The organism is Rhodococcus sp. ABRD24 (assembly GCF_004328705.1).
Classification (GTDB): Bacteria; Actinomycetota; Actinomycetes; order Mycobacteriales; family Mycobacteriaceae; genus Prescottella.
The window spans coordinates 2,202,733-2,224,144 of sequence record NZ_CP035319.1; the positions used below are offsets into that span (position 1 = coordinate 2,202,733).

Annotated in this window: 3 protein-coding genes; all 3 read right to left on the reverse strand. The window is 66.2% G+C overall.

Annotated features, from left to right (window positions below; genetic code table 11):
* Position 1: 1 nt before the first annotated feature.
* From ERC79_RS09705 to ERC79_RS23265, 3 genes are read right to left on the reverse strand one after another with little or no spacing between them, the layout of a single operon-like run.
* Positions 2-1,087, reverse strand: coding sequence for a cytochrome P450 (locus tag ERC79_RS09705; RefSeq protein ID WP_131577730.1), 1,086 nt, complete (start codon positions 1,085-1,087; stop codon positions 2-4).
* Positions 1,084-10,644 (reverse strand): type I polyketide synthase, encoded by a 9,561-nt coding sequence (locus ERC79_RS23260; protein WP_207390454.1) that lies wholly within the window; start codon positions 10,642-10,644, stop codon positions 1,084-1,086. The genes ERC79_RS09705 and ERC79_RS23260 overlap by 4 nt, the downstream gene beginning before the upstream one ends.
* On the reverse strand, positions 10,641-21,389 hold the full coding sequence (locus tag ERC79_RS23265; protein ID WP_207390455.1) for a type I polyketide synthase: 10,749 nt from the start codon (positions 21,387-21,389) through the stop codon (positions 10,641-10,643). Before ERC79_RS23265 ends, ERC79_RS23260 begins: the two co-directional genes overlap by 4 nt.
* Positions 21,390-21,412: the final 23 nt, after the last annotated feature.

Below are 21,412 nucleotides of genomic sequence, written 5' to 3' on the forward strand. Positions count from 1 at the left end.
CTCAGAACTCGAAGGGGCAGTAGCTGATTGCCCGCAGAACGGGGGAACGGCGACGTCGGATGACCGGTCCACTCGGAGAGAGCCGGGGGATCACCTTCCCCATGGCTTGCAGTGCTGTGGTGGTGAGCGTGCTGACCAGCTCGTCGAGCCTGCCGGGATGGCCACGCTGCGGCGACAGTGCACAGTTCAGGTCGGCGCGGTCGATGTCGAAGCGGTCCGGTTCGGTGAATACGCTCGGGTCACGATTGGCCGCCGCGACCACGATCGCTACCTCGTCACCTGCCGAGATCATGACCTCACCCAGATACCGATCGGCCGTGGCGGTGCGCCGCTCGAGGTGCTGAGTGGGGTTCAGACGCAACACCTCGGCCACGATGCGTGGTGCAATCTCGGCGTCGTCGGCGAGCCGTGCAGCGAGTTCCGGCTCGGCGTAGGTGGTCAGGATTGAGTTGACGATGGCATTGGCCGTCATCTCCGCACCGGCGAACAGAGCGCTGAGCTCAGGGTCGGTCGGCAGCGCCGAGAGCGCCTCCTCGGTCACTGCGAGCTGCTGCGGACTGAGCTGGGCGTCCAGGCTGACGCGGGCGTGCCAGGCGTCGCGCTGTAGTGCTTCCACCCCGCACGATCCGGCGACAATACCCAACCACGGCACCTGCCAGGCGAAGTCGCGTACCAGGTCCAGACGCCCACTCGTTTGCGGCAACACGCTCGGCAAGCGCCGCGCAAGTTCCGCCACGTCTGGAATCTCGCCTGCCCAGGATGCGGCATGTACCCCTCGAAACGGCTCGGCCCAGTCGGCGGGTGGGGCGCCTGCGGCACGCATCCACTCGGGTGTGCGTCCTGCGCTGCGGGTGAAAACGGGGTCGTCGAGCACCTGCCGCGCGGTGGCGTGGTCGGCGACCACCCAGGTATCGGTGCGGCTGCGCCGCACCCCCGACTCCCGCATTTCGCGGTAGGCGAGCTGCGGATCGTCATCCCGGCCGCACAGTGTCATCGGATACGGATCTCCATTGCTGCCGTAACCCCAGTACAGGCCCCGAATCATCTGCAACTGCCGGCCCAGCGTGCCGCGATCGGTCGCGGTCATGTGTTCCTCTCGGTCAGCCAGGCAACGATATGCCTCGCGATAGCGTCGGCATGCTCCTGGATCATCGTGAAGTGGTCGCCTGGTACATCCGCAATGTCGTGAGCGAACGGCCAGGTCGATCTCCAGCTGTCGTCCGGCCAGGGCCCCATCGGCTCGTCGGCGCGGACCAGGAGCGTAGGTAGCCTGCTGTTGCGAAGCTGCAGCTGACCACTGGTGAGGCGGTCGTAGGCACCCATGGCCGTGAGCCGAGTGTCGTTCATCCGGACCATTTCGCGGTCGAACAATGCCGCAGTCAGCTGGTCCAGCCAGGCGTGCACCGCCTGCTGATATCCGGGCGGGTAGACGTCGATGAGCACGACGCCCATCGGCGGGTGCCCACGGTCCGCCAGTTCGGTCGCCAACGCGTAGGCCATCAGCGCGCCCGCCGAATGACCGGCCAGGATGAACGGCTTGCCACCTTGCGCTTCGAGGACGGTGTCGGCCTGCACGCTCAGCACAGCCTCGAGCGAAGATGGCAACGGCTCGCCTTCTTCGTATCCCGGCTGCCGCAACGCGCGTACCGGTGTGGTGTCGCTCAGCGTGCCAGCGAGCCTGGTGAACTCGTGGAGGCCGGAGGTTGGAGCGGTTCCCGCGCAGCAGATCACCGTCACCGGGCCGGGCCCGTCAGCCATGGTCACCAGCTCGAGCGGGTGATCCAATCCTGCGGCATCCTCGAAGTGCTCACGGAACTCGGAGAATTCAGCCAGGAGATCGATATAGGACCGGACCCGGCCCGACCGGGCGGCCTGCTGGTAGCCGGAGCGCAGCATTCCGCTCGCAACCGTTGCCAGAGCTGATGTTCCGGTGTCGAGCCGCTCTCTGATGTGGTCGGCGAGCTGACGGACCGAGGGGTGTTCGAACACCAGTGTCGTGGGGAGCGAGAGCCCAGTGGCATCCTGCAACTGGTTACGCAGTCCGACCGCGGACAAGGAGTCGAACCCGAGCTCGGTGAACGGCTGGTCCAACCCCACCGCATCCCGGTGGGCGTGACCGAGGACCGCCGCCACATGTTCATGCGTGAGTTCGAGCACCCGCTCGGCGGACACCGTCACCTGTGCCAGGGCCGCGGAGGAAGCGGAAACGGCCTTCGGGAACGTGAGCAGTTCGTCGAGCAGCGGCCGCGGTCGAGCGGCGGTGAAGCCGATGGCGAAACGCTCCCAATCGACATCGGCAATCGACACGCATGTGTCGTCGTTGTCCAGCGCCTGTCGTAGTGCCCGCAGGGCTCGTTCGGGCGCCATCGGGCGCAGGCCTCGCCGAGTAAGCCCCTCGACGTCGCCGGTGGCCATGCCCTCACCCGCCCAGGCTCCCCATGCGATGGAGGTCGCCCTCCGTCCTTCGGCGCGACGACGGAGAGCGAGGGCATCGAGGTAAGCATTCGCCGCGGCGTAGCCTCCAAGTCTTGCGCTCCCCCAGACACCCGCGCCGGAGGAAAACAGGACGAAGGTGTCGGCGTCCGAGCACAGCTCGTCGAGTAGTCGCGCTCCGGTCACCTTCGCCGCACAGACCGAATCCAGCGCGTCGCCGTCGATGTCATGCAGGGGACGTGATTCGGGCACGCCGGCAGCGTGTACGACTGTCCGCACTGGACGCCCCTGCCTGCGTAGATCTTCCAGCAGTGTGCTCAGTTGTGTCCGATCGGTGACATCACACGCCGCGATGGTCGTCTTGGCGCCGAGTGCGACCAGGTCGGTTTCGAGTTCGGCTGCGCCGGGTGCGCCGATGCCGCGTCTGCTGACCAGTACGAGATCTCCGATACCGCAGCTGGCGAGAAACCGTGCCACATGTCCACCGAGCGCTCCGGTCCCTCCGGTGATCAGCGCTGCGCCCTCTGGTTCCCAACGGGATTCACGGACGGGGAGCGGGGCACGGACGAGTCGTCGAACATAGCGGTTCTGGTCCCGTATGGCGATCTGGTCTTCGTCGTCGTCCCCACCGAGGCAGGCGACGAACGCTTCGATGTCCTCGCGCCCGGGTTCGGCGGGCACATCGATCAGACCGCCCCACCGTTGCGGAGTCTCGAGGCCGATGACCCGACCCATACCCCACACCATCGCCTGCTCGGGATCGATCAGGTCGTGTTCGCTCAGGCTGACCCCGTGGCGGGTTACCAACCAGAGCGGAGCGCGTACGTCGGCCGCATCCAGCAGTTGGTACACCGAGAGATGCGTAGCGATGTCGGCGCAAAGTGAGAGCGCGGCTGTGATTCCGCCTTGCAGCGCGTCCAGTGCTGCGGTGAGTGCTTCGGCTTCCACGGACGCGATCGGGACGACGTGGCCGCCCGCCGATTCGATCGCGCGGGTCAATGACTCCGGTGCCGATCCGAAGACGAGATAGCTGCCGCCCAGAGTCACCGCAGTCGTTGCAAGTGCTCGCCAGTCGACGCGGTACCGAAGATCGGCCACCTGCTCGGACGGTGCCGAGGCAAGCCAGTACCTCTGGTGCTCGAATGGGTAGTTGGGCAGCGGCACAGTGGGTGCGGTGGGGAACATGGCCCGCCAATCCACGGGGACACCGTGGACGTGCGCGCGGGCGAGTTCGCTGAGCAGATGCCCGGTACCGCTGTCGCGGTGCAGAGAACCGATCGCGATGGTGCCCTCGGCGCTCTCCTGCACCGCTGTAGTGAGCACTGGGTGTGGGCTCACTTCGACGAAAGTGCGGTGGCCGTCGGCGACGGCGGACAGGATCGCCTCCTCGAACCGCACTGGCGATCGCAAATTGGCATACCAGTACTGCGAGTCCATGGGCACATCGTCCCGGCGCTGACCGTGCAACGTGGAATAGATCGGAAGCTTCGCCCTCCGCGGGACGACGCCGCCGAGATCGGCGAGGACTGCATCTCGGATCCGATCGACATGAGATGAGTGGGAAGCGTAGTCGACCGGCAAGGTCGTGGCGCGCACTCCCGCACGCTCGCAACGGATGACGAGCTCGGCTAGTGCTTGCGGATCACCGGATGTCACCACCGAGACTGGCGAGTTGATCGCGGCGATCGAGATTCGGTCGGACAAGCCATCGATCAACTCGTGGGCGCGACCAGGAGAAGTGGCCAGCGCGACCATGCAGCCCGTGCCTGCCAGTGTGCGAATGGCCTGAGCCCGTCGAGTCACCACGAGCAGACCGTCCTCCAAGGACAGGGCACCCGCCACAACGGCAGCAGCAATCTCCCCTTGGGAATGACCGATGACAGCAACGGGACTGACGCCACAGGCCTGCCACAGACGCGCAAGAGCAACCATCACCGAAAACAACACCGGCTGAACCACATCGACCCGGTCGAAGCCGGGAGCATCGGCATGCCGACACAGGACATCGGTCACCGTGTACCCGGCAAGATCGGCCAACACGGTATCGCACACAGCGATGGTGTCAGCGAAAGCCGCAACACCCAGCAAATCCTGAGCCATCCCAGCCCATTGCGCACCCTGGCCCGGGAAGACGAACACCACACCGGACTCGGCCACCGCGGTTCCGGTGACGATGCCGGGAGCCGTCGACCGCTCCGCCACAGCCCGCAATCGGCTCCGGAGTTGTTCATGGTCGTCGGCCGCCAGGACCGCGCGACAGGGCAGGTGAGCGCGCCGAGTTGCCAGTGCGGAGGCCAGCACCGTCACCGGCACCGATGCGGTCACCTCCGTCTCGAGGCGCTGCGCGAGGGCGGCCAGCGCTGTCTCGGTCTTCGCCGACAACAACACCGGCATCGACTCGGCCACACTCAGCACACCGCACGGACCCGATCCCGGAAGAGGTTGATGCTCAGGAGGTTCGGCGATGATCACATGAGCATTCGTCCCACTCACACCGAACGCCGACACACCCGCACGGCGCACCCCATCCGCAGCCGCAGGCCACGGGCTCAGAGTCTCAGCCAACTCGACCTCACCCGCAGACCAGTCGATCAGCGTCGAGCGCTCGCCATGACACAGCATCGGCGGAACCAGACCCCGGCCCAGCCCGAGAACCATCTTGATCACACCCGCGACACCAGCAGCCGCCTGCGCATGACCGATATTGGACTTCACCGACCCGAGCAGGAGCGGTGCCGCAGATCCACGCCTCTGGCCGTAAGTGGCCAGCACAGCGGACGCCTCCACGGTATCGCCCAGCCGGGTACCCGTCCCATGCGCCTCCACGACGGCGACATCCGCGCCCGAAACACCGGCCCGCTCCCACGCTTGACGAATCACCCGTTGCTGCGCAACACCACTCGGCGCCGCAAGCCCATTACTGGCACCATCCTGATTGATCGCCGATCCCGCAACCACACCCAGAACCGACCTGCCCGCTCGCACAGCATCCGACAACCGCTCGAGCAGGACCACCGCAACACCTTCAGCGAAGCCGAAGCCGTCAGCATCGTCGGAGAAGGGCTTACACCGGCCATCGGCGGCCAATGCCCCCTGACGAGAGAATTCGGTGAACACTCCGGGCCCCGCCATCACCGAGACGCCGCCGGCGACCGCCAGCGAGCAATCACCCGCGCGAAGTGCGTTACCGGCCAGATGCAGTGCCACCAGCGAGGATGAACAAGCGGTGTCGATCGTGACCGCTGGCCCCGCCAAACCCAGCACATACGCCACTCGGCCGGAGACCACCGCGGAGGAGCTGCCGGTGAGCAAGTAACCTTCGCTGCTTTCGGGCACCTCAGCATCTTGACCATAGCCCTGATACGCGGCACCGAGGAAGATCCCGGTGTCGCTGCCCCGCAACGAATCCGGAGCGATTCCGGCGTTCTCGAACAGCTCCCAGATCGTTTCCAGCACCTGACGTTGCTGCGGATCCATCGCCAACGCCTCGCGCGGCGAGATCCCGAAGAATGCCGCATCGAAATCGGCGGCGCCACAGAGGAATGCGCCATGACGAGAATAGCTGGTACCGCGACGCTCGGGGTCGGGATCGAACAGTGCATCCAGATCCCAGCCCCGATCGGATGGCATCTCGGTGACTGCGTCGCCACTTTCGCTGATGAAGTGCCAGAGTCCCTCTGGGTTGTGCACGCCGCCGGGGAAGCGGCAGGCCATCCCAACGATGGCAATCGGGTCGTCGACCTCGTCTTTCCGGTGGCGGTCGCGAACCGGGTCCGGATCTGCCGCCGACGGCGCCACGAGCTGTTCCAGATAGTGCCCGGTGAGCTGAGCGACAGTCGGATGGTCGAAGACCACGGTCGCGGCTTCTCTCACGCCGGTCGCCGCAGCCAGCCGGTTGCGCAAATCGATGGCGGTCATCGAATCGAAGCCCAAGTCCCGGAAGGCCCGGTGTTGATCGATCGCCGCGTCCTCCGCATGGCCGAGCACGGCGGCGACCTCGGCGTGGACGATCCGCGCCAGGAACTGGCGGCGCTCGGGCGCCGATAGTGCTGCAAGTTGTTGCGCGAGAGCCGGTGGCTGCTCTTTCTGGGCGATGTCGGGTTCAGCATCCGTGAGGTCGTCGAACAGCGGCCGGCGCCGGGCCGCGGTGATCAGCTCGATGAATCGACGCCAGTTCATGTCTGCGACGGATACGCAGGTATCGCCGTGATCCAGGGCAAGGCACATTTCTTCTATCGCACGGTGCGGATCCATCGCCTTCAGCCCCTGACCACGCAGGTAGGTGCCACCTTCGTCACCAGCCATGGTCTGCCCGGCCCACAGCCCCCAGGCGATTGACAGGATCGGCGCGCCTGCTGCGCTCCGTCGCCGCGCGAAACCATCGAGGAAGGCGTTGGCGGCCGCATAGGCGGTCAGTCCGGGGCTGCCCCAGACACCTGCGTTCGAAGAGAACACCACGAAAACATCGAGCTCCGTGCACAGCTCGTCGAGGTTCATCGTGCCGCTCACCTTGGCGGCAGCGATCTCGGCGAACTCCGATTCGGTGAGATCCCCGATCGGTGTCGATCGCGAGATTCCCGCAGCATGCAATACCGCGCGGATCGTGCGCCCAGCAGCGCGTTCGGCGGCCAGCACGGCCGCCAGTTGCGCCCGGTCCGCAACGTCGCAGGCCGCGATGGTCACCCCGACACCGAGCGCGACCAACTCCTCTCTCAGCGCAGCCGCGCCGGGTGCGTCTTCGCCCCGCCGTCCGAGGAGGACCAGGTGTTCGGCGCCCGAACGCGCCAGCCAGCGCGCCACCTGCGCTCCGATCCCGCCGGTGCCCCCGGTGACGAGCACGGTTCCGCGTGGGGTCCATCGGGTTCGAGCGGAGTGAGCAGGGGCGGGGACGAGTCGGGCAACCGTGATCTCATCGGACCGGATCGCAATCTGATCCTCCCCGCGCGAGTTGGCGAGTACGGCGGTCAGCGAACGGATCGAAGCATCGTCGGCTGCGACCAGATCCACCAAGCCGCCCCACCGAGCGGGTTGCTCGATACCGAGCACGCGGCAGGCCCCGGACACCATGGCTTGGGCTGGGTCGACGCTGTCGTCAGCAGCAACCTGCGCACCATTTCGAGTGAGCACCCACAACGGTGCATCGATTCCGGCAGCGCCCAGCGCGTGGACCAGTGCGAGCGTATCGAGGCAGGGTTCGGTGGCCTCGGTATCCTCGATCAGCCCCAGCATCGACACCACGGTGGATACGGCTGCGCCAGCGACAGACGACACAGCCTCGGCGACCTCGGCGCGGGATTCCACGGCACAGTCCACGACCGTCGCGCCACCTTGCTCGAGGCCGTTTCGGACGGCGGCGAACCAGTCGGCGGGTACTTTCGGCCCGGTCACAAGTAGAACGCACCCGGTGAGCGCTGCATCCGTCCACTCGGCGGTTCGCCAGACCACCCGGTAACGCCAGTTGTCTTCCGAACTCACCCGACCGCCGGTGGGTGCCGGCATCCAGAACCGGCTCCGCTGGAATGGGTACACAGGCAGGTCCACCGGCCGGGCATCACCGAAGGCGGGGCGCCAGTCCACCTCCACGCCCTGCACATAGGCCTCGCCCACGGCGGCATGGAAATCGGCCTGGCTGCCGTGGTCGCGGCGCAGCGTTCCCACCACACAGGCCCCGGCGCCGAGTGATGGCGCCGGGCCCAGTGTCTCCTCGATGCTCAGCGTTTCCTCGATGCTCAGCGTCAACACCGGGTGTGGACTGACCTCGATGAATGTGTCGAAACCGTCCTCTGCCAACTGCCTGGTCGCAGCGTGGAAGCGCACCTGCTCGCGCAGGTTTGCATACCAGTAGTCGGCATCCATCGTGGCGGTGTCGATGGACCGGCCCGTCGTGGTCGAGTACAGCGGGATGCTCGCCGAGGCTGGGGCGAGATCGGCCAGCTCGGTCAGCAACTCCTCGCGCAGCGACTCCACCTGCGGCGTGTGCGAGGCGTAGTCGACCGGGATTCGGCGGGCCATGATGCCTTCTGCCTCGCACTCGGCGATCAGCTCGTCCAGTGATTCGCCGGCACCCGCCACAACTACCGATCGAGGGCCGTTGACGGACGCGATGGACAACGCGCCCCCGAAGTGTTCGATCCGTGCGGTGGCCTCTGCAGTATCCAGGCCGAATGCTGCCATCGCGCCCTGCCTGCCGAGGCGCCGCAGCATCCGGCTGCGGATCGCGACCAGCCTCGCAGCGTCCTCCAGGGACAGTGCCCCGGCGATATGCGCGGCGGCGATTTCGCCCTGAGAGTGGCCAACGACCGCCGCCGGCTCTACCCCATGGGCTCGCCACAGCGCCGCCAACGACACCATGACCGAAAACAATGCAGGCTGCACGACATCCACCCGGTCCAGCGGATGCCCGTTGGACAGCAGATCGTTCAGCGACCAGTCGACGTGGGGGGCGAGGGCACGTTCGCACTTGCGGATCGACTCTCGGAACACCGGCGACTCCCGGAGCAGATCCCGCGTCATTGCCTGCCATTGCGCGCCCTGCCCGGGAAATACCATCACAACGCCGCCTCGGGCGCGAGCCCGTCCCGTGACCACCCCATTGGCCGACCGACCTTCGGCCACCGAATGAAGTCCGGCGAGCGCGTCATGGCGGTCACCGATGACCACGGCTCGATATTCCCAGGCACTTCGACGGGTGGACATCGTAAACCCGATGTCCTGCAAAGAGTTCTGAGGATCCTGAGCAATATGCTCGGACAGTCGAGCCGCCTGCATCCGGAGCGCCTGCTCGTCGCGGCCGGAGAGTATCAGCGGTACCGGCCCCGAATCGGGGACCGGCACAGGCGTCGCCGCACTCGGCGCCTCTTCGACGATCACGTGTGCATTGGTACCGCTGATACCGAAGGCCGAGACGCCCGCACGACGCACTCGCTCCCCGGTCGGCCAGGGCCGAGCCTGTGCGACTACCGACACCGCTCCGAGGTCCCAATCGATATGCGGAGAAGGTTCATCGAAGTGCAGCGTTGGCGGAATCTCTGAATTCCTCATCGCCAAAACAGTTTTCATCAATCCGGCCACACCCGATGCAGCCTGGGTATGACCGATGTTGGATTTGACCGATCCGATCCACAACGGATGCGCCGATTCCCGGGCAGTGCCATAGGTCTCCAGCAGGGCATGGGCTTCGATCGGGTCGCCGAGTCTCGTGCCGGTACCGTGGGCTTCCACGTAGTCGACATCACCAGCCCGGACGCCGGCATCCTCCAGTGCGCGACGGATCACCCGCTGCTGTGCGGGTCCGCTCGGCGCGGTCAGCCCGTTGCTGGCGCCATCCTGATTGATCGCCGAGCCGCGCAGCAACGCCAGTATCGGCCTGCCTTCTCTCCTGGCCTCCGAAAGGCGTTGCAGTACCAGAATGCCGGCGCCCTCCGCCAAACCGAATCCGTCCGCGGACTTCGAGAACGGTTTGCATCGGCCGTCCGCTGCAAGTCCGCCCTGGCTTTGGAACTCGGCAAACGCACCGGAACTGCTCATTACCGTCACACCGCCGGCGAGCGCAAGGCTGCATTCATCCCGGCGTAATGACGCCATCGCCAGGTGCACGGCGGTGAGGCCGGACGAGCAGGCCGTGTCGACCGTGATCGCCGGGCCCTCCAATCCCAGGCAGTAGGCCACTCGGCCGGAGATGACACTCGCGGCGGTTCCCGTGCCGACGTAACCGAGCGAGTCGTCGGGAGCCTCGTCCGGTCGTGGTCCGTAGTCGACAGTTCCGACACCGGTGAATACTCCGGCCCCGCTGCCGCGCAGTGATATCGGATCGAATCCGGAGCGTTCCAACGCCTCCCAGGAGATCTCCAGCATGATTCGCTGCTGCGGGTCCATCGCGAGCGCCTCGCGTGGCGAGATACCGAAGAACCCCGCGTCGAAATCACCTACCGCTGTGATCATGCCACCGAACCGGGGGGCCGGAACCGGCTCCCAGCCGCGGTCCGACGGGACCTCCGCGATCGCGTCTTCACCTTCGGATATGAATTCCCATAGCTTTTGCGGTGATTCGATGCCGCCGGGGAATCGACATGCCATCCCGACGATCGCAATAGGCTCACTCGCTCGCTGTTCGATCTCGTGCACGCGCTCGGTGACGGAGTCGAGTTCGGCAGCAGTGCGTTTGAGGTAGCGCCGGAGCTTGTCCTCGGCTGTTTCGTCGCGCCCGGTCATCTGGAATCCTCTTCTCCGAAACGCTTCTCGAGAATCGAGAACAGCTCGTCGTCGCTCGTGTCATCGTCGATGACGGGTGCATCCGGGCCGGGTGCTCGCTTGGCGTTCCACCGTCGCAGCATCGACTCCAGGCGGTTCGCGATATCCTCGTCGCGTTCATCCTCAGGCAGAGCCTCCAGCGCCCTGTCGAGCTCGTCCAGCCGGTCGTCAATCCCCTTCGATGACGTCGAATCGGTGAACATCTGGCGCTGCAGGCGTTCTGCCACCGCCTGCGGGGTGGGATGGTCGAACACCAGAGTGCTGGGTAGCCGCAGTCCTGTGGCCGTAGCGAGGCGGTTGCGCAGCTCCACCGCAGCCAGCGAATCGAACCCAAGCTCCTTGAATGTCTTCCGTTCCGGAAGTTGTTCGGCCGAGCTGTATCCGGAAACCGCTGCGGCATGCGCGCGCACCAGGCTGGACAGTGCGGAAACCTGATCCGCCCCGGACTGGCCGGTGAGCCGGTCAAGTAGATCGGGCTCACATTGCTCGGCCGTTTGGACGGTGCGCAGCTTGGCCCTGACCGAGCCACGCAGCACCTCCGGAACGAATTCGGCCCTGCGCAAGGTCGAACGGTCGAGGGACAGTGGAAACACGACCTCCTCGCTACGGCACAGGGCACTGTCGAACAGGGCGAGAGCCCGCTCTGTCGACAATGCGGCGACGCCGGTCTGGGCGATCCGGTCACCGAGACCGCTAGTCATGTCACTGGCCTCCTCCCACAGACCCCATCCAAAGGACTTTGCCGGCAACCCTCGAGTCCGGCGAAGCGTGGCGAGCCCGTTCAGCACACAGTTGGCCGCCGCATACACCCCCTGACCTGGGCCTGCCAGCACCGATGCCGCGGACGAGAACAGCACGAAGAAGCTCAGTTCGGTATTCGCGGTCAGTTCGTGCAGGTTCCATGCCGCATCGACCTTGGACTGCAGCACCACTTCGACTGCTGATCGTTCGATCGAGGTGACCAGCCCATCGGCCAGTGCACCTGCCGCATGCACGACACCGGTCAGTGACTGCTTCGCCGGAATCGACGCCAGCAGTGCAGCCAGCGCCTCGCGGTCGGCGACGTCACAGGATGTGATGCGAACAGCGGCTCCGAGCCCTTCGAGCTCGTCTCGTATCGCGTGCGCGGCTGGCGCCTGCATACCGCGCCTGCTGACCAGCAGTAGATGCCGCACACCATATTTGGTGACCATATGACGCGCAAGAAGGCGTCCGAGAGTGCCGGTGCCGCCAGTGATCAGCACTGTACCTTCCGGGTTCACCGGCACTCGCTGGGTGAGAACGAGCTTGCCGACGTGGCGTCCCCGGCTCATGTGGCCGAATACCGCTGAAGCAGCACCCAGGTCCCATGCAGATATCGGAAGTCGCTCCAGTGCCACACTTTCCAGACAAGAAGCGACCTCGCGGAGAATATCCCCGAGCCGGTCGTTGCCCGCGTCGGCCAGATCGAATGGGATGTAGCGGCCAGGAAACTGCTCGGCCGGGCGCAAGTCTGTCTTACCCATCTCGACAAATACACCGCCCTCGACGAGTACCCGTAAGGACTCGTCGAGCATCTCCCCGGTGAGCGAGTTGAGGATCACGTCGAGCCCCCTACCGCCCCTGTACTCCATGAATTTTCGCGCGAAGAGGGAATCGCGGGAGGAGGCGATGTGTGCGTCGTCGAGGCCGAGACCGCGCAACGTCTCGCGCTTGCCCGGTCCGGCCGTGGCGAACACCTCGGCGCCCATCCGGCGGGCCAGTGCGACAGCCGCCATTCCGACGCCGCTGGCCGCAGAATGGATGAGTACGGACTGGCCGGGACGCAGCCCGGCGAGGTCGTTCAACGCATAGTAGGCGGTGGTGAAGGCGATCGGCACTGCGGCCGCGTCGGCAGCGCTCCAGCCCTCGGGAATACCCACGAGCAACCGATGGTCTGTGACCGCCACCGGCCCGAAGGCGCCCTGGAACAGCCCCATCACCCGATCTCCGGGCGCGAAAGAACCGACTCCCGGCCCGACCGCGATGACGACACCAGCGGCTTCGGTACCCATACTCGCCGGCTCAGGGTACATCCCGAGCGCGAGAAGAACGTCCCGGAAGTTGACGCCGGTCGCGCGAACGCTCACGCGAACTTCGCCCGCCTGCAGGGATCGTTCAGCGTCGGGGGCAGCCGCGAACGTCACCGAATCGATCGATCCGTTGCCCGGCACGAGCCGGTAGGCACCTCCTGTCGGTGTCGGCACAGGTTCGGCCACCGGGACCAGGCGTGGCACGAAGACATCGTCGCCGCGCAGTGCCAGTTGCGGATGATCGGGTACCGAGGGCAGCGTCTCGATGTCGGCCCTGTCGGTATCGAGGAGGACGAACCGGCCCGGAGACTCCGCCTGCGCGCATCGGATCACTCCCCAGACCGCATTTGCGCCCGAATCCGGTGCTCGGTCCTCGTCGGAAACGGTTACGGCCCCGGACGTTACGATCACCAAGGTGGCCCGCGAAGTCTCCTGCTGATCGAGCCAACGGCGGACCAGGTCGGCGGACCAGAGGATCCCCTGGCGAGTTGTGGTCCTGGGGTCATCTTCACTTCCCGCCGATTCATACCTGACGACGACGGCGTCGGGTTCGGGCCCAGTTGCGGGAACGAGCGTGTCGAGGTCCGAAGAGCCCATGGTGACCATGCGTCCTGCACTCCCGGGTTCGGCGAGTCGCAGCCACTCCAGACGATGGAGGTCACAGCAGTCATCCTGCGGTTGAGGTTGCTTGCTCGCATCGCCGGCGCGGCGGATCACCAGTGATTCGACCGTCGCGACGAGCCTGCCCTCCGGATCGGTGACCTGGAGGGCCATCGCGTCCGGTCCAGCCGGAACGGCTGTGACACGAACCGACTCAGCCCCGGTGGCGTACAAGGTCACGCCGCTCCACACGAACGGAAGCCATCCCCCGTCCGACCCACCCAGCGGACTCAGGCCCAGCGTCTGAGCGACCACGTCCAACAGCACCGGATGAATGGCGTAGCCGTCCTCGACCGACGTGACGGCAACCTCGGCATGAACCACATCTTCCCTACGCCATGCTGCCCGCAGCGCCCGAAAGGCCGGCCCGTACAGGTATCCGCGCTCGACAAGGTCGTCATAGTGGCCATCCAACGGAATACGCTGTGCGCCTTCGGGGGGCCACGGGCCCGCTTCGGGGTCGTCCCTGCCGACCCCCACGGCGAGAGTTCCGGTCGCGTGGGCCGACCACTTGGCGTCTGTCAGATCAGGCACATCATCTGTCGCGTGGATCTCGATCGTCCGCCGTCCCGATTCGTCAGCGGCGCTGACAGTCAGCCGCACCAGTGTGCCCCCCTCGGACAGCACCAGCGGACGTTGCAGGACCAGTTCTTCCAGCCCCGACGGTCCGATGTCCTGCCCGGCGAAGAGCGCGAGATCCACCAGGACGCTGCCGGGCACCAGCATCCGCCCACCGACGATGTGATCGGCCAGCCAGGGCTGCTCGTCGAGCGACAGCCGTCCGGTGAACACCGCGCCGCCGTCACTCGGGACGTCGACTGCACTGGCCAACAGCGGATGTTCGATGCGGCGCATGCCCAGCGCCGGCAGACCGGTGGGCCGATGCGGCCGCGGCCAGAAGCGTTGGTGCTCGAATGGGTAGGTGGGCAATTCGACCAGCCCCCCGTGGGCGACTGTCCGGCGCAGATCTACGTCGACTCCGTGCACGTATGCCCGAAGCAGATTGCGCAGGAACTCGTGCGGACCGCGCTGCTCCCGGCGTAGCGTCGGCACGCACGTCACGATGCCGCCCACACGCTCGGCGGTCTCCTGCACTGCCATCGACAGCACCGGATGCGGACTGACCTCGACGAATGTATCGAAGCCCTCTTCGACCAGACCACGTACCGCAGGTTCGAACAGCACGGTGTGGCGCAGGTTCCGATACCAGTAGGACGCATCCATCCCGGTGGTATCGAGAAGCTCGCCGGTCACCGTGGAATACAGCGGCACCGAACCGGGAACCGCGCTGATGGTGCCGAGTTCGGCGGCGAGGCGGGTCTGAGCGCGAGCCATCTCCGGGGAATGCGAGGCGTAGCGTACGGCGATCCGACGCGGCTCCATCCCCCGTTTTCCGGCCTCCTCGAAGAACTCGTCGAGTTCGATGGTCGGTCCCGCGACAACGCTGGTGCGCGGCCCGTTCAGGGCTGCCACCGCAACCCGACCGTCCCAGGGCACGAGCATGCCCTCCAGTTCGTCGCGCGAGGCAGTGACAGACACCATGCCGCCCTGGTCGTCGAGCTCCCGAAGCACCTGACTGCGCACTGCAACGACTTTGGCGGCGTCCTCGAGTGACAGCGCGCCCGCGACGTGGGCCGCCGCGATCTCACCCTGTGAGTGTCCGACAACGGCGGCCGGGGTTACACCGTGCGCCCGCCACAGGTCTGCCAATGCAACCATGATCGAGAACAGAACTGGCTGCAGGACGTCGACGCGTTCGACCAAGTCGGGATCGCAGTTGCCACGAACAACGTCCAGCAGCTTCCAATCGGTATGTGCGGACAGTGCGTCGGCGCACCGCCGCATCGATGCCGCGAACGTTTCGGAGAAGTCGAGGAGGTCACGGGCCATGCCAAGCCACTGCGTGCCCTGACCGGGGAAGACCAGGACCGGCTCGTGCGGTGTGGAGGTCGCTGTGGCAATGACATCGGCCGAGGGACTGCCCGCGGCCAATGCGTCGAGCTCGTCGCATACGCGCGCACGGTCGTCACCGAGCACAGCAGCCCGTACATCGAACCGTGCACGGCCCGTCACCAGGGTTCGAGCGACATCTGCGAGAGCGAGCTCAGGTTTGCTGCGCAGCCGATCCGCGAGCGCCCGGGCCTGTGCTGCGACCGCGCCGACGCTGTGGCCGGACAGGACGAACGGCAGCGGCCCGTGCGTCGGCTCTGTCGGCTCTGTCGGCTCGGATTCCGCGGGTGCCTCTTCGACGATGACGTGAGCATTCGTGCCGCTGACGCCGAACGACGAGACCCCCGCTCGCCGCGGCCGATCACCTGCAGGCCACGGAAGGTGTTCGCGCACCACCTCCACCGAGCCCGCAGCCCAGTCGATATGCGGGGACAGTTCGTCGGCGTGTAGCGATCGCGGCACCATGCCGTTGTGCAGAGCCAGAACCATCTTGATCACACCGGCGGCACCGGCTGCGGCCTGAGTGTGGCCGATATTGGTCTTCGCAGAGCCCGTCCACAACGGTCGATCCCGGTCCTGACCGTAGGTTGCGATCAGCGCACTTGCCTCGATCGGGTCTCCGAGTTCGGTGCCCGTTCCGTGTGCCTCGACGACATCGATATCGCTGCTGGACAATCCCGAAGCCGCCAGCGCTTGCCGGATCACTCGTTGCTGCGACGGACCATTGGGGGCGGCCAGGCCATTGCTGGCACCGTCCTGGTTGACCGCGCTGCCACGCAGTACGCCAAGTATCCGGTGACCGTTGCGGCGCGCCTGGGAAAGCGGTTCCAGGATCAGCGCGGCTGCTCCTTCCGACAGCGCGAAACCGTCGGCGTGCGCGGAGAACGCCTTGCAGCGACCGTCGGCGGCCAGCCCTCGCTGCGTGCTGAAGTCGATGAAGGTGTACGGGTCGGACATGACCGTGACACCGCCGGCCAATGCGAGGGAGCACTCGCCTCGCCTCAGCGCCTGGCTTGCGAGGTGAATGGCGACCAGGGAGGACGAACAGGCGGTGTCCACCGTCATCGCGGGCCCCTCCCAGCCGAAGGTGTAGGCGATGCGCCCGGAAAGCACGCTCGCCGCATTGCCCAGACCCCGGTACCCGTCGACCAGGTCGACCTCGCCCTCGAGTAGCTGCATATAGGACTGGCCGTTCGTACCGACGAAGACACCGACGTCACTGCCGCGCAGCCCATCGGGGTCGATGCCTGCACGCTCGACAGCCTCCCATGTCGTCTCCAGCATGAGCCGCTGTTGCGGGTCCATTGCCAGCGCCTCTCGGGGCGTTATCCCGAAGAATCCGGCATCGAATTCTGCTGCGCAGGTGAGGAATCCGCCCTTCTTTGTGTAGCTGGTACCCGGATTGTCCGGGTCCGGATGGTAGAGCCGATCGATATCCCAGCCGCGATCGGCCGGGAACTCCGAGGTGACATCGGTGCCGTCCACGAGAACCCGCCACAGTTGCTCGGGCGAGTTGATGCCGCCCGGGAACCTGCAGCTGATACCGACGATGGCGATCGGCTCGGACTCGCTGATGCTGTCGACCCGAGACGCTGCCCGGTCCGAGCCGCCGATGATCTGCTGCCGTAGGTACTCCGCGACCGATGCGACGGTCGGGTGATCGAAAACCAGCGATGCCGGCAATCGAAGACCGGTCGTTGCCGAAAGGCGCTTGCGCAGCGCCATTGCGTTGAGCGAGTCCAGCCCGAGTTCGCTGAATGCGCGACGCACATTGATCTCGGCTGCGGATTCGTGACCCATGACCTCGGCAAGAATCTCCGTGACAATTTCCCGCAGAAGACGGCGCTGCCCGTCCGAGGAGAGGGACGAGAGCTGCTGTGCCAGAGCACTGTTCATCAACTCTCTTTGAGTCCCAGGCACCGCTGAGGACTGCAGCGGCTCCGGTTGCGGGACCAGTTCCGCGAACAGTGCTGTCGGGCGGGTGGACGCGAACCCCTCGTCGAACACCGCCCAGTCCACATCCGCTACCGCCACCGACATCGGGGCGGCGGCCAGCACCCGCTCCCACGCTTCGATGGCCCGACCGGTGTCGAGGCTGCGCAGTCCACGTTCTCGTAGTCGACTGTCCTCCAGCGGGTTGCCTGGTAGCGCCCACGGCGTCCAGGAAATCGATGTGCACGAGTGGCCTTGTGAACGACGGTGCTCGGCGAACGCGTCGAGGTAGGCGCTGCCCGTCGCGTAGGCAGCCATCCCGGTGCCGCCCCAGATCCCCGCCACCGAAGAGCAATAGATCTCCCGTTCGATCCGCTGATCGCCGAGGACCTCGTCCAGCATGGTGAGGAATGCTGTCTTCGCGGCAACGGTTTCGGCAAACTCGTCGGGTTCGAGTTCGGCGATACGACGGAAGTTCGTCAGAGTCTCGGCGTGCACGAGCATCGCAACCGGATCAGCACCGATCGCGGCGCGCAGCGGCGCCACATCCGGTTCGCAGACAACGGCGGGCACTCCGGCCGCTTCGACAGCAGCAAGTAGCTCGTCGCGTGGGCGCGCCCCCACGAGCACCAGCCGCTGCGCTCCGCGCTGGGCGAGCCACCGGACGAGCTGATCACCGATCGGATTCGCGGCACCGGTGACCAGGACGGTGCCGTGGGGGGTGTATCCCGGTGAACCGTTCTGCGGCAGGTTTGCGCGGACCAATCGGCGACCGAAGAGGCCGCCCGATCGGATCGCGAGATGGTCTTCGGTCCAGTCACGGGTGCCCAACACAGCCGTGATCAGGCTCAACGTTGGGACATCCACGGTACTGGGCAGGTCCACCACCCCACCCCAGCGACCCGGCAGTTCCAGCCCAGCGGCCTGGGCAAGACCGTGCATGGCAGCTTGCTCGGGTCGGGGCAGGCCGTCGTCGGCGGGTGTGCGCACAGCCCCTTGACTCAGACACCACAGCGGGGCACCGATACCGGCCGCGCCCAGCGCTTGGACCAGGGTGAGCAGGCCGACGGATCCGGACGGAACGCCCTGGTGGCCGGCGTGCATGGACTCGTCGGCCGCCAGGAGCGAGAGCACTCCTCGGAACTCGGTTCCCGTAGCGGAGACGGCGGCGGCGAGATCCGTGCGCGAGGAGCCGGGGTCCATTCGGCAGCGCACCACGGTGCCGCCGCGTACGGCGAGCGCATCGCACAGGGCGCTGGTCCAGCGTGGACCGCCCGAAGCCGTCACCACCAGCCAGTCGCCATCGAGCCGGTCAGATTCCGGACGACTGACCGGAACCCAGGACACCCGATAGATCGAGTCTCCCGACCGGGTCGGCACGGACGAGTTTTGCAGCCAATAACGTTTGCGCTGAAAGGGGTACGTCGGTAACGAATGAACTCGAGCGCCGTCGACGGCCACCTCCCATCGAACGTCCACCCCCGATGTGTGCGCGGTGGCCAGCGAGATCAGGAACGTCGCCAGATCACCGTGGCCTCGCTGCAGCGATCCGACGATGACTGGATCGTCTGCGCCGCTGGCATTCTCGACCGTTTCCTCGACCGTTTGAACTACCACGGGATGCGGGCTGACTTCGACGAATGCGTCGTATCCCGATTCCGCCAGCCGAGTTACAGCGGCGGCGAAGTGAACGGTTTCACGCAGATTCCGGTACCAGTACCGAGCATCGAGGTCGATGCCGTCGACCGTCCGACAATCGACGGTGGAGTAGAAGGCAACCCGCGTCGCCCGCGGTGTGATACTCGCTGTCGCTTCGAGCAGTTCGTCGCGAACCCGCTCTACCTGCGGTGAGTGAGAGGCATAATCTACGTCGATCTCTCGGACGCGAATGCCATCGGCGACGCATTCTGCCGACCACTTCCTCAGCGCAGGAAGGTCTCCGGAGACCACAACCGACTGAGGGCCATTGACCGCGGCTACCGCGATCCGATCCTGCCATGGGCGCAACCGCTCGCGCACCGCGTCCTCACTCATTGCGACAGCGGCCATGCCGCCCTCGCCGGACAGCGCCCGCAACAGTCGGCTTCGGCCCACTACCAGCTTCACTGCGTCCTCGAGCGACAGTGCACCGGCAACATGGGCGGCGGCGATCTCACCCTGTGAGTGGCCTACTACTGCGGCGGGCTCGACGCCGTACGACTGCCACAGTTCCGCCAGTGCCACCATTACCGCGAAGAGCACCGGCTGCACCACATCGACCCGATCGAGGCTGGGCGCTCCCGGCACTTGCCGAAGCACGTCCGAGACCTTCCACTCCTGCAGCGATGCCATCGCCTCGTCGCAGGCGCGAATCTTATTGGCGAACAACGGGGCCGAGGACAGGAGTTCGGCACCCATTCCCGCCCATTGCGACCCCTGACCCGGGAACATGAAGACGACGTTGCGGCTGGATGTCTCGGCCACACCCTCGACAACCGACTCGGCCACCGCACGACCGGCGGCAACTTCCCTCAACCCACGCACGGCATCCTCACCGGTGGCGGCCACGACGACCGCGCGATGCTCGTGACGGGCTCTGGTGGTCGCCAGGCTCAGTCCTACTCCTGCGAGATCGACGTCCGGCAGGTCGAGCAGTTCGGCAATGCGGGTCGCCTGCGCCCGTAGCGCAGCATCATTGCGAGCCGATACGACCAGCGGGACAGGGCTTCTGTCGTGCGCGGCGGCTTCACGGGGCACGTACTCGGGTGCTTCCTCGATGATGACGTGCGCATTGGTCCCGCTGATACCGAAGGCAGACACACCCGCTCTGCGCGTTCGCTCCCCACGAGGCCAGGGGCGGTTGTGCCGAAGCAGGGCTACACCACCCGAAGACCAATCGACGTGCGGGGTGGGCTCTTCGGCGTGGAGGGTCGCGGGCAGTTCTTCGTTGCGCAGGGCGAGCACCATCTTCAGGAGACCCGTGACGCCCGCGGCCGCCTGAGTATGTCCGATATTGGACTTCAGCGACCCCAGCCACAGTGGCCGATCAGTATCACGGTCGCGGCCGTAGGTGGCTAGCAGGGAGTTCGCCTCGATCGGATCGCCAAGCGCCGTACCGGTACCGTGCGCCTCCACCGCGTCGACGTCGCCGGGCTCCAGGCCGCAGTTCTGCAGCGCTTTCCAAATGACCTTGCGCTGAGCGGAACCGCTGGGCGCGGACAGTCCGTTGCTGGCCCCGTCCTGAGTGAGCGCGGAACCACGGATCACGGCCAGGACCTCGTGCCCGTGGCGCTCGGCCTCGGACAACCGTTCGAGCAGGATCAGGGAGACACCTTCGGAGAAGCCGAACCCGTCGGCACCCGCGCCGAATGCCTTGGACCGGCCGTCGGCCGCGAGCGCACGCTGGCGGCTGAAGTCGACGAAGACGTCGGGAGAGGCCATCACCGCGGCACCGCCGACGATCGCCAGGGTCGACTCGCCCTTGCGCAGCGACTCGACCGCAACGTGCAGCGCCACCAGCGACGACGAACAGGCGGTGTCGATGCTGATCGACGGCCCCTCCAGACCCATGGTGTAGGAGATCCTGCCGGAGGCGACTGCAGGGGATACACCGGTGACCGAGTAGCCCTCGGTGTCCTCCGCAGCGGTGGTGCCATTGCCGTACCCGAAGCGGGCCACCCCGAGGAAGACTCCGGTTGCACTGCCACGCAACGAATGTGGGTCGATGCACGCCGACTCCACCAACTCCCAGCTCGCCTCGAGGAGCAGTCGCTGCTGGGGATCCATGGCTGTAGCCTCGCGCGGCGAGATACCGAAGAACTCGGCGTCGAAGCCCGCCGCATCGTCGAGGAAGCCACCCTTGTCTACATAGCTGGTGCCTGAGTTCTCGGGATCGGGGTGGTAGAGCCCGGCAAGGTCCCAGCCTCGGTCGGTGGGGAAATCCGACAACGTCTCGCCGCCGTCGCGCAGTAGCTCCCACAGGCGCTGCGGGGTGTTCGTCCCGTCGGGTAGGCGGCAGGCCATACCGATGACGGCGATCGGATCGGATTCGAGGTCACGGATGCGCTGCCGGGCGGCACGGAGGTCGAGAGTCGCCCGCCGTAGGTAGTCCGCGATCTTGTCGTTATCGGTCACAGCTCCTCGCAGTTCTTGCGTTC

What these genes read in the sequence shown, in the direction of transcription:
- ERC79_RS09705 (WP_131577730.1), bottom strand. Translation starts at nt 1,087, where the DNA reads ATGACCGCGACCGATCGCGGCACGCTGGGCCGGCAGTTGCAGATGATT.
- ERC79_RS23260 (WP_207390454.1), bottom strand. Translation starts at nt 10,644, where the DNA reads ATGACCGGGCGCGACGAAACAGCCGAGGACAAGCTCCGGCGCTACCTC.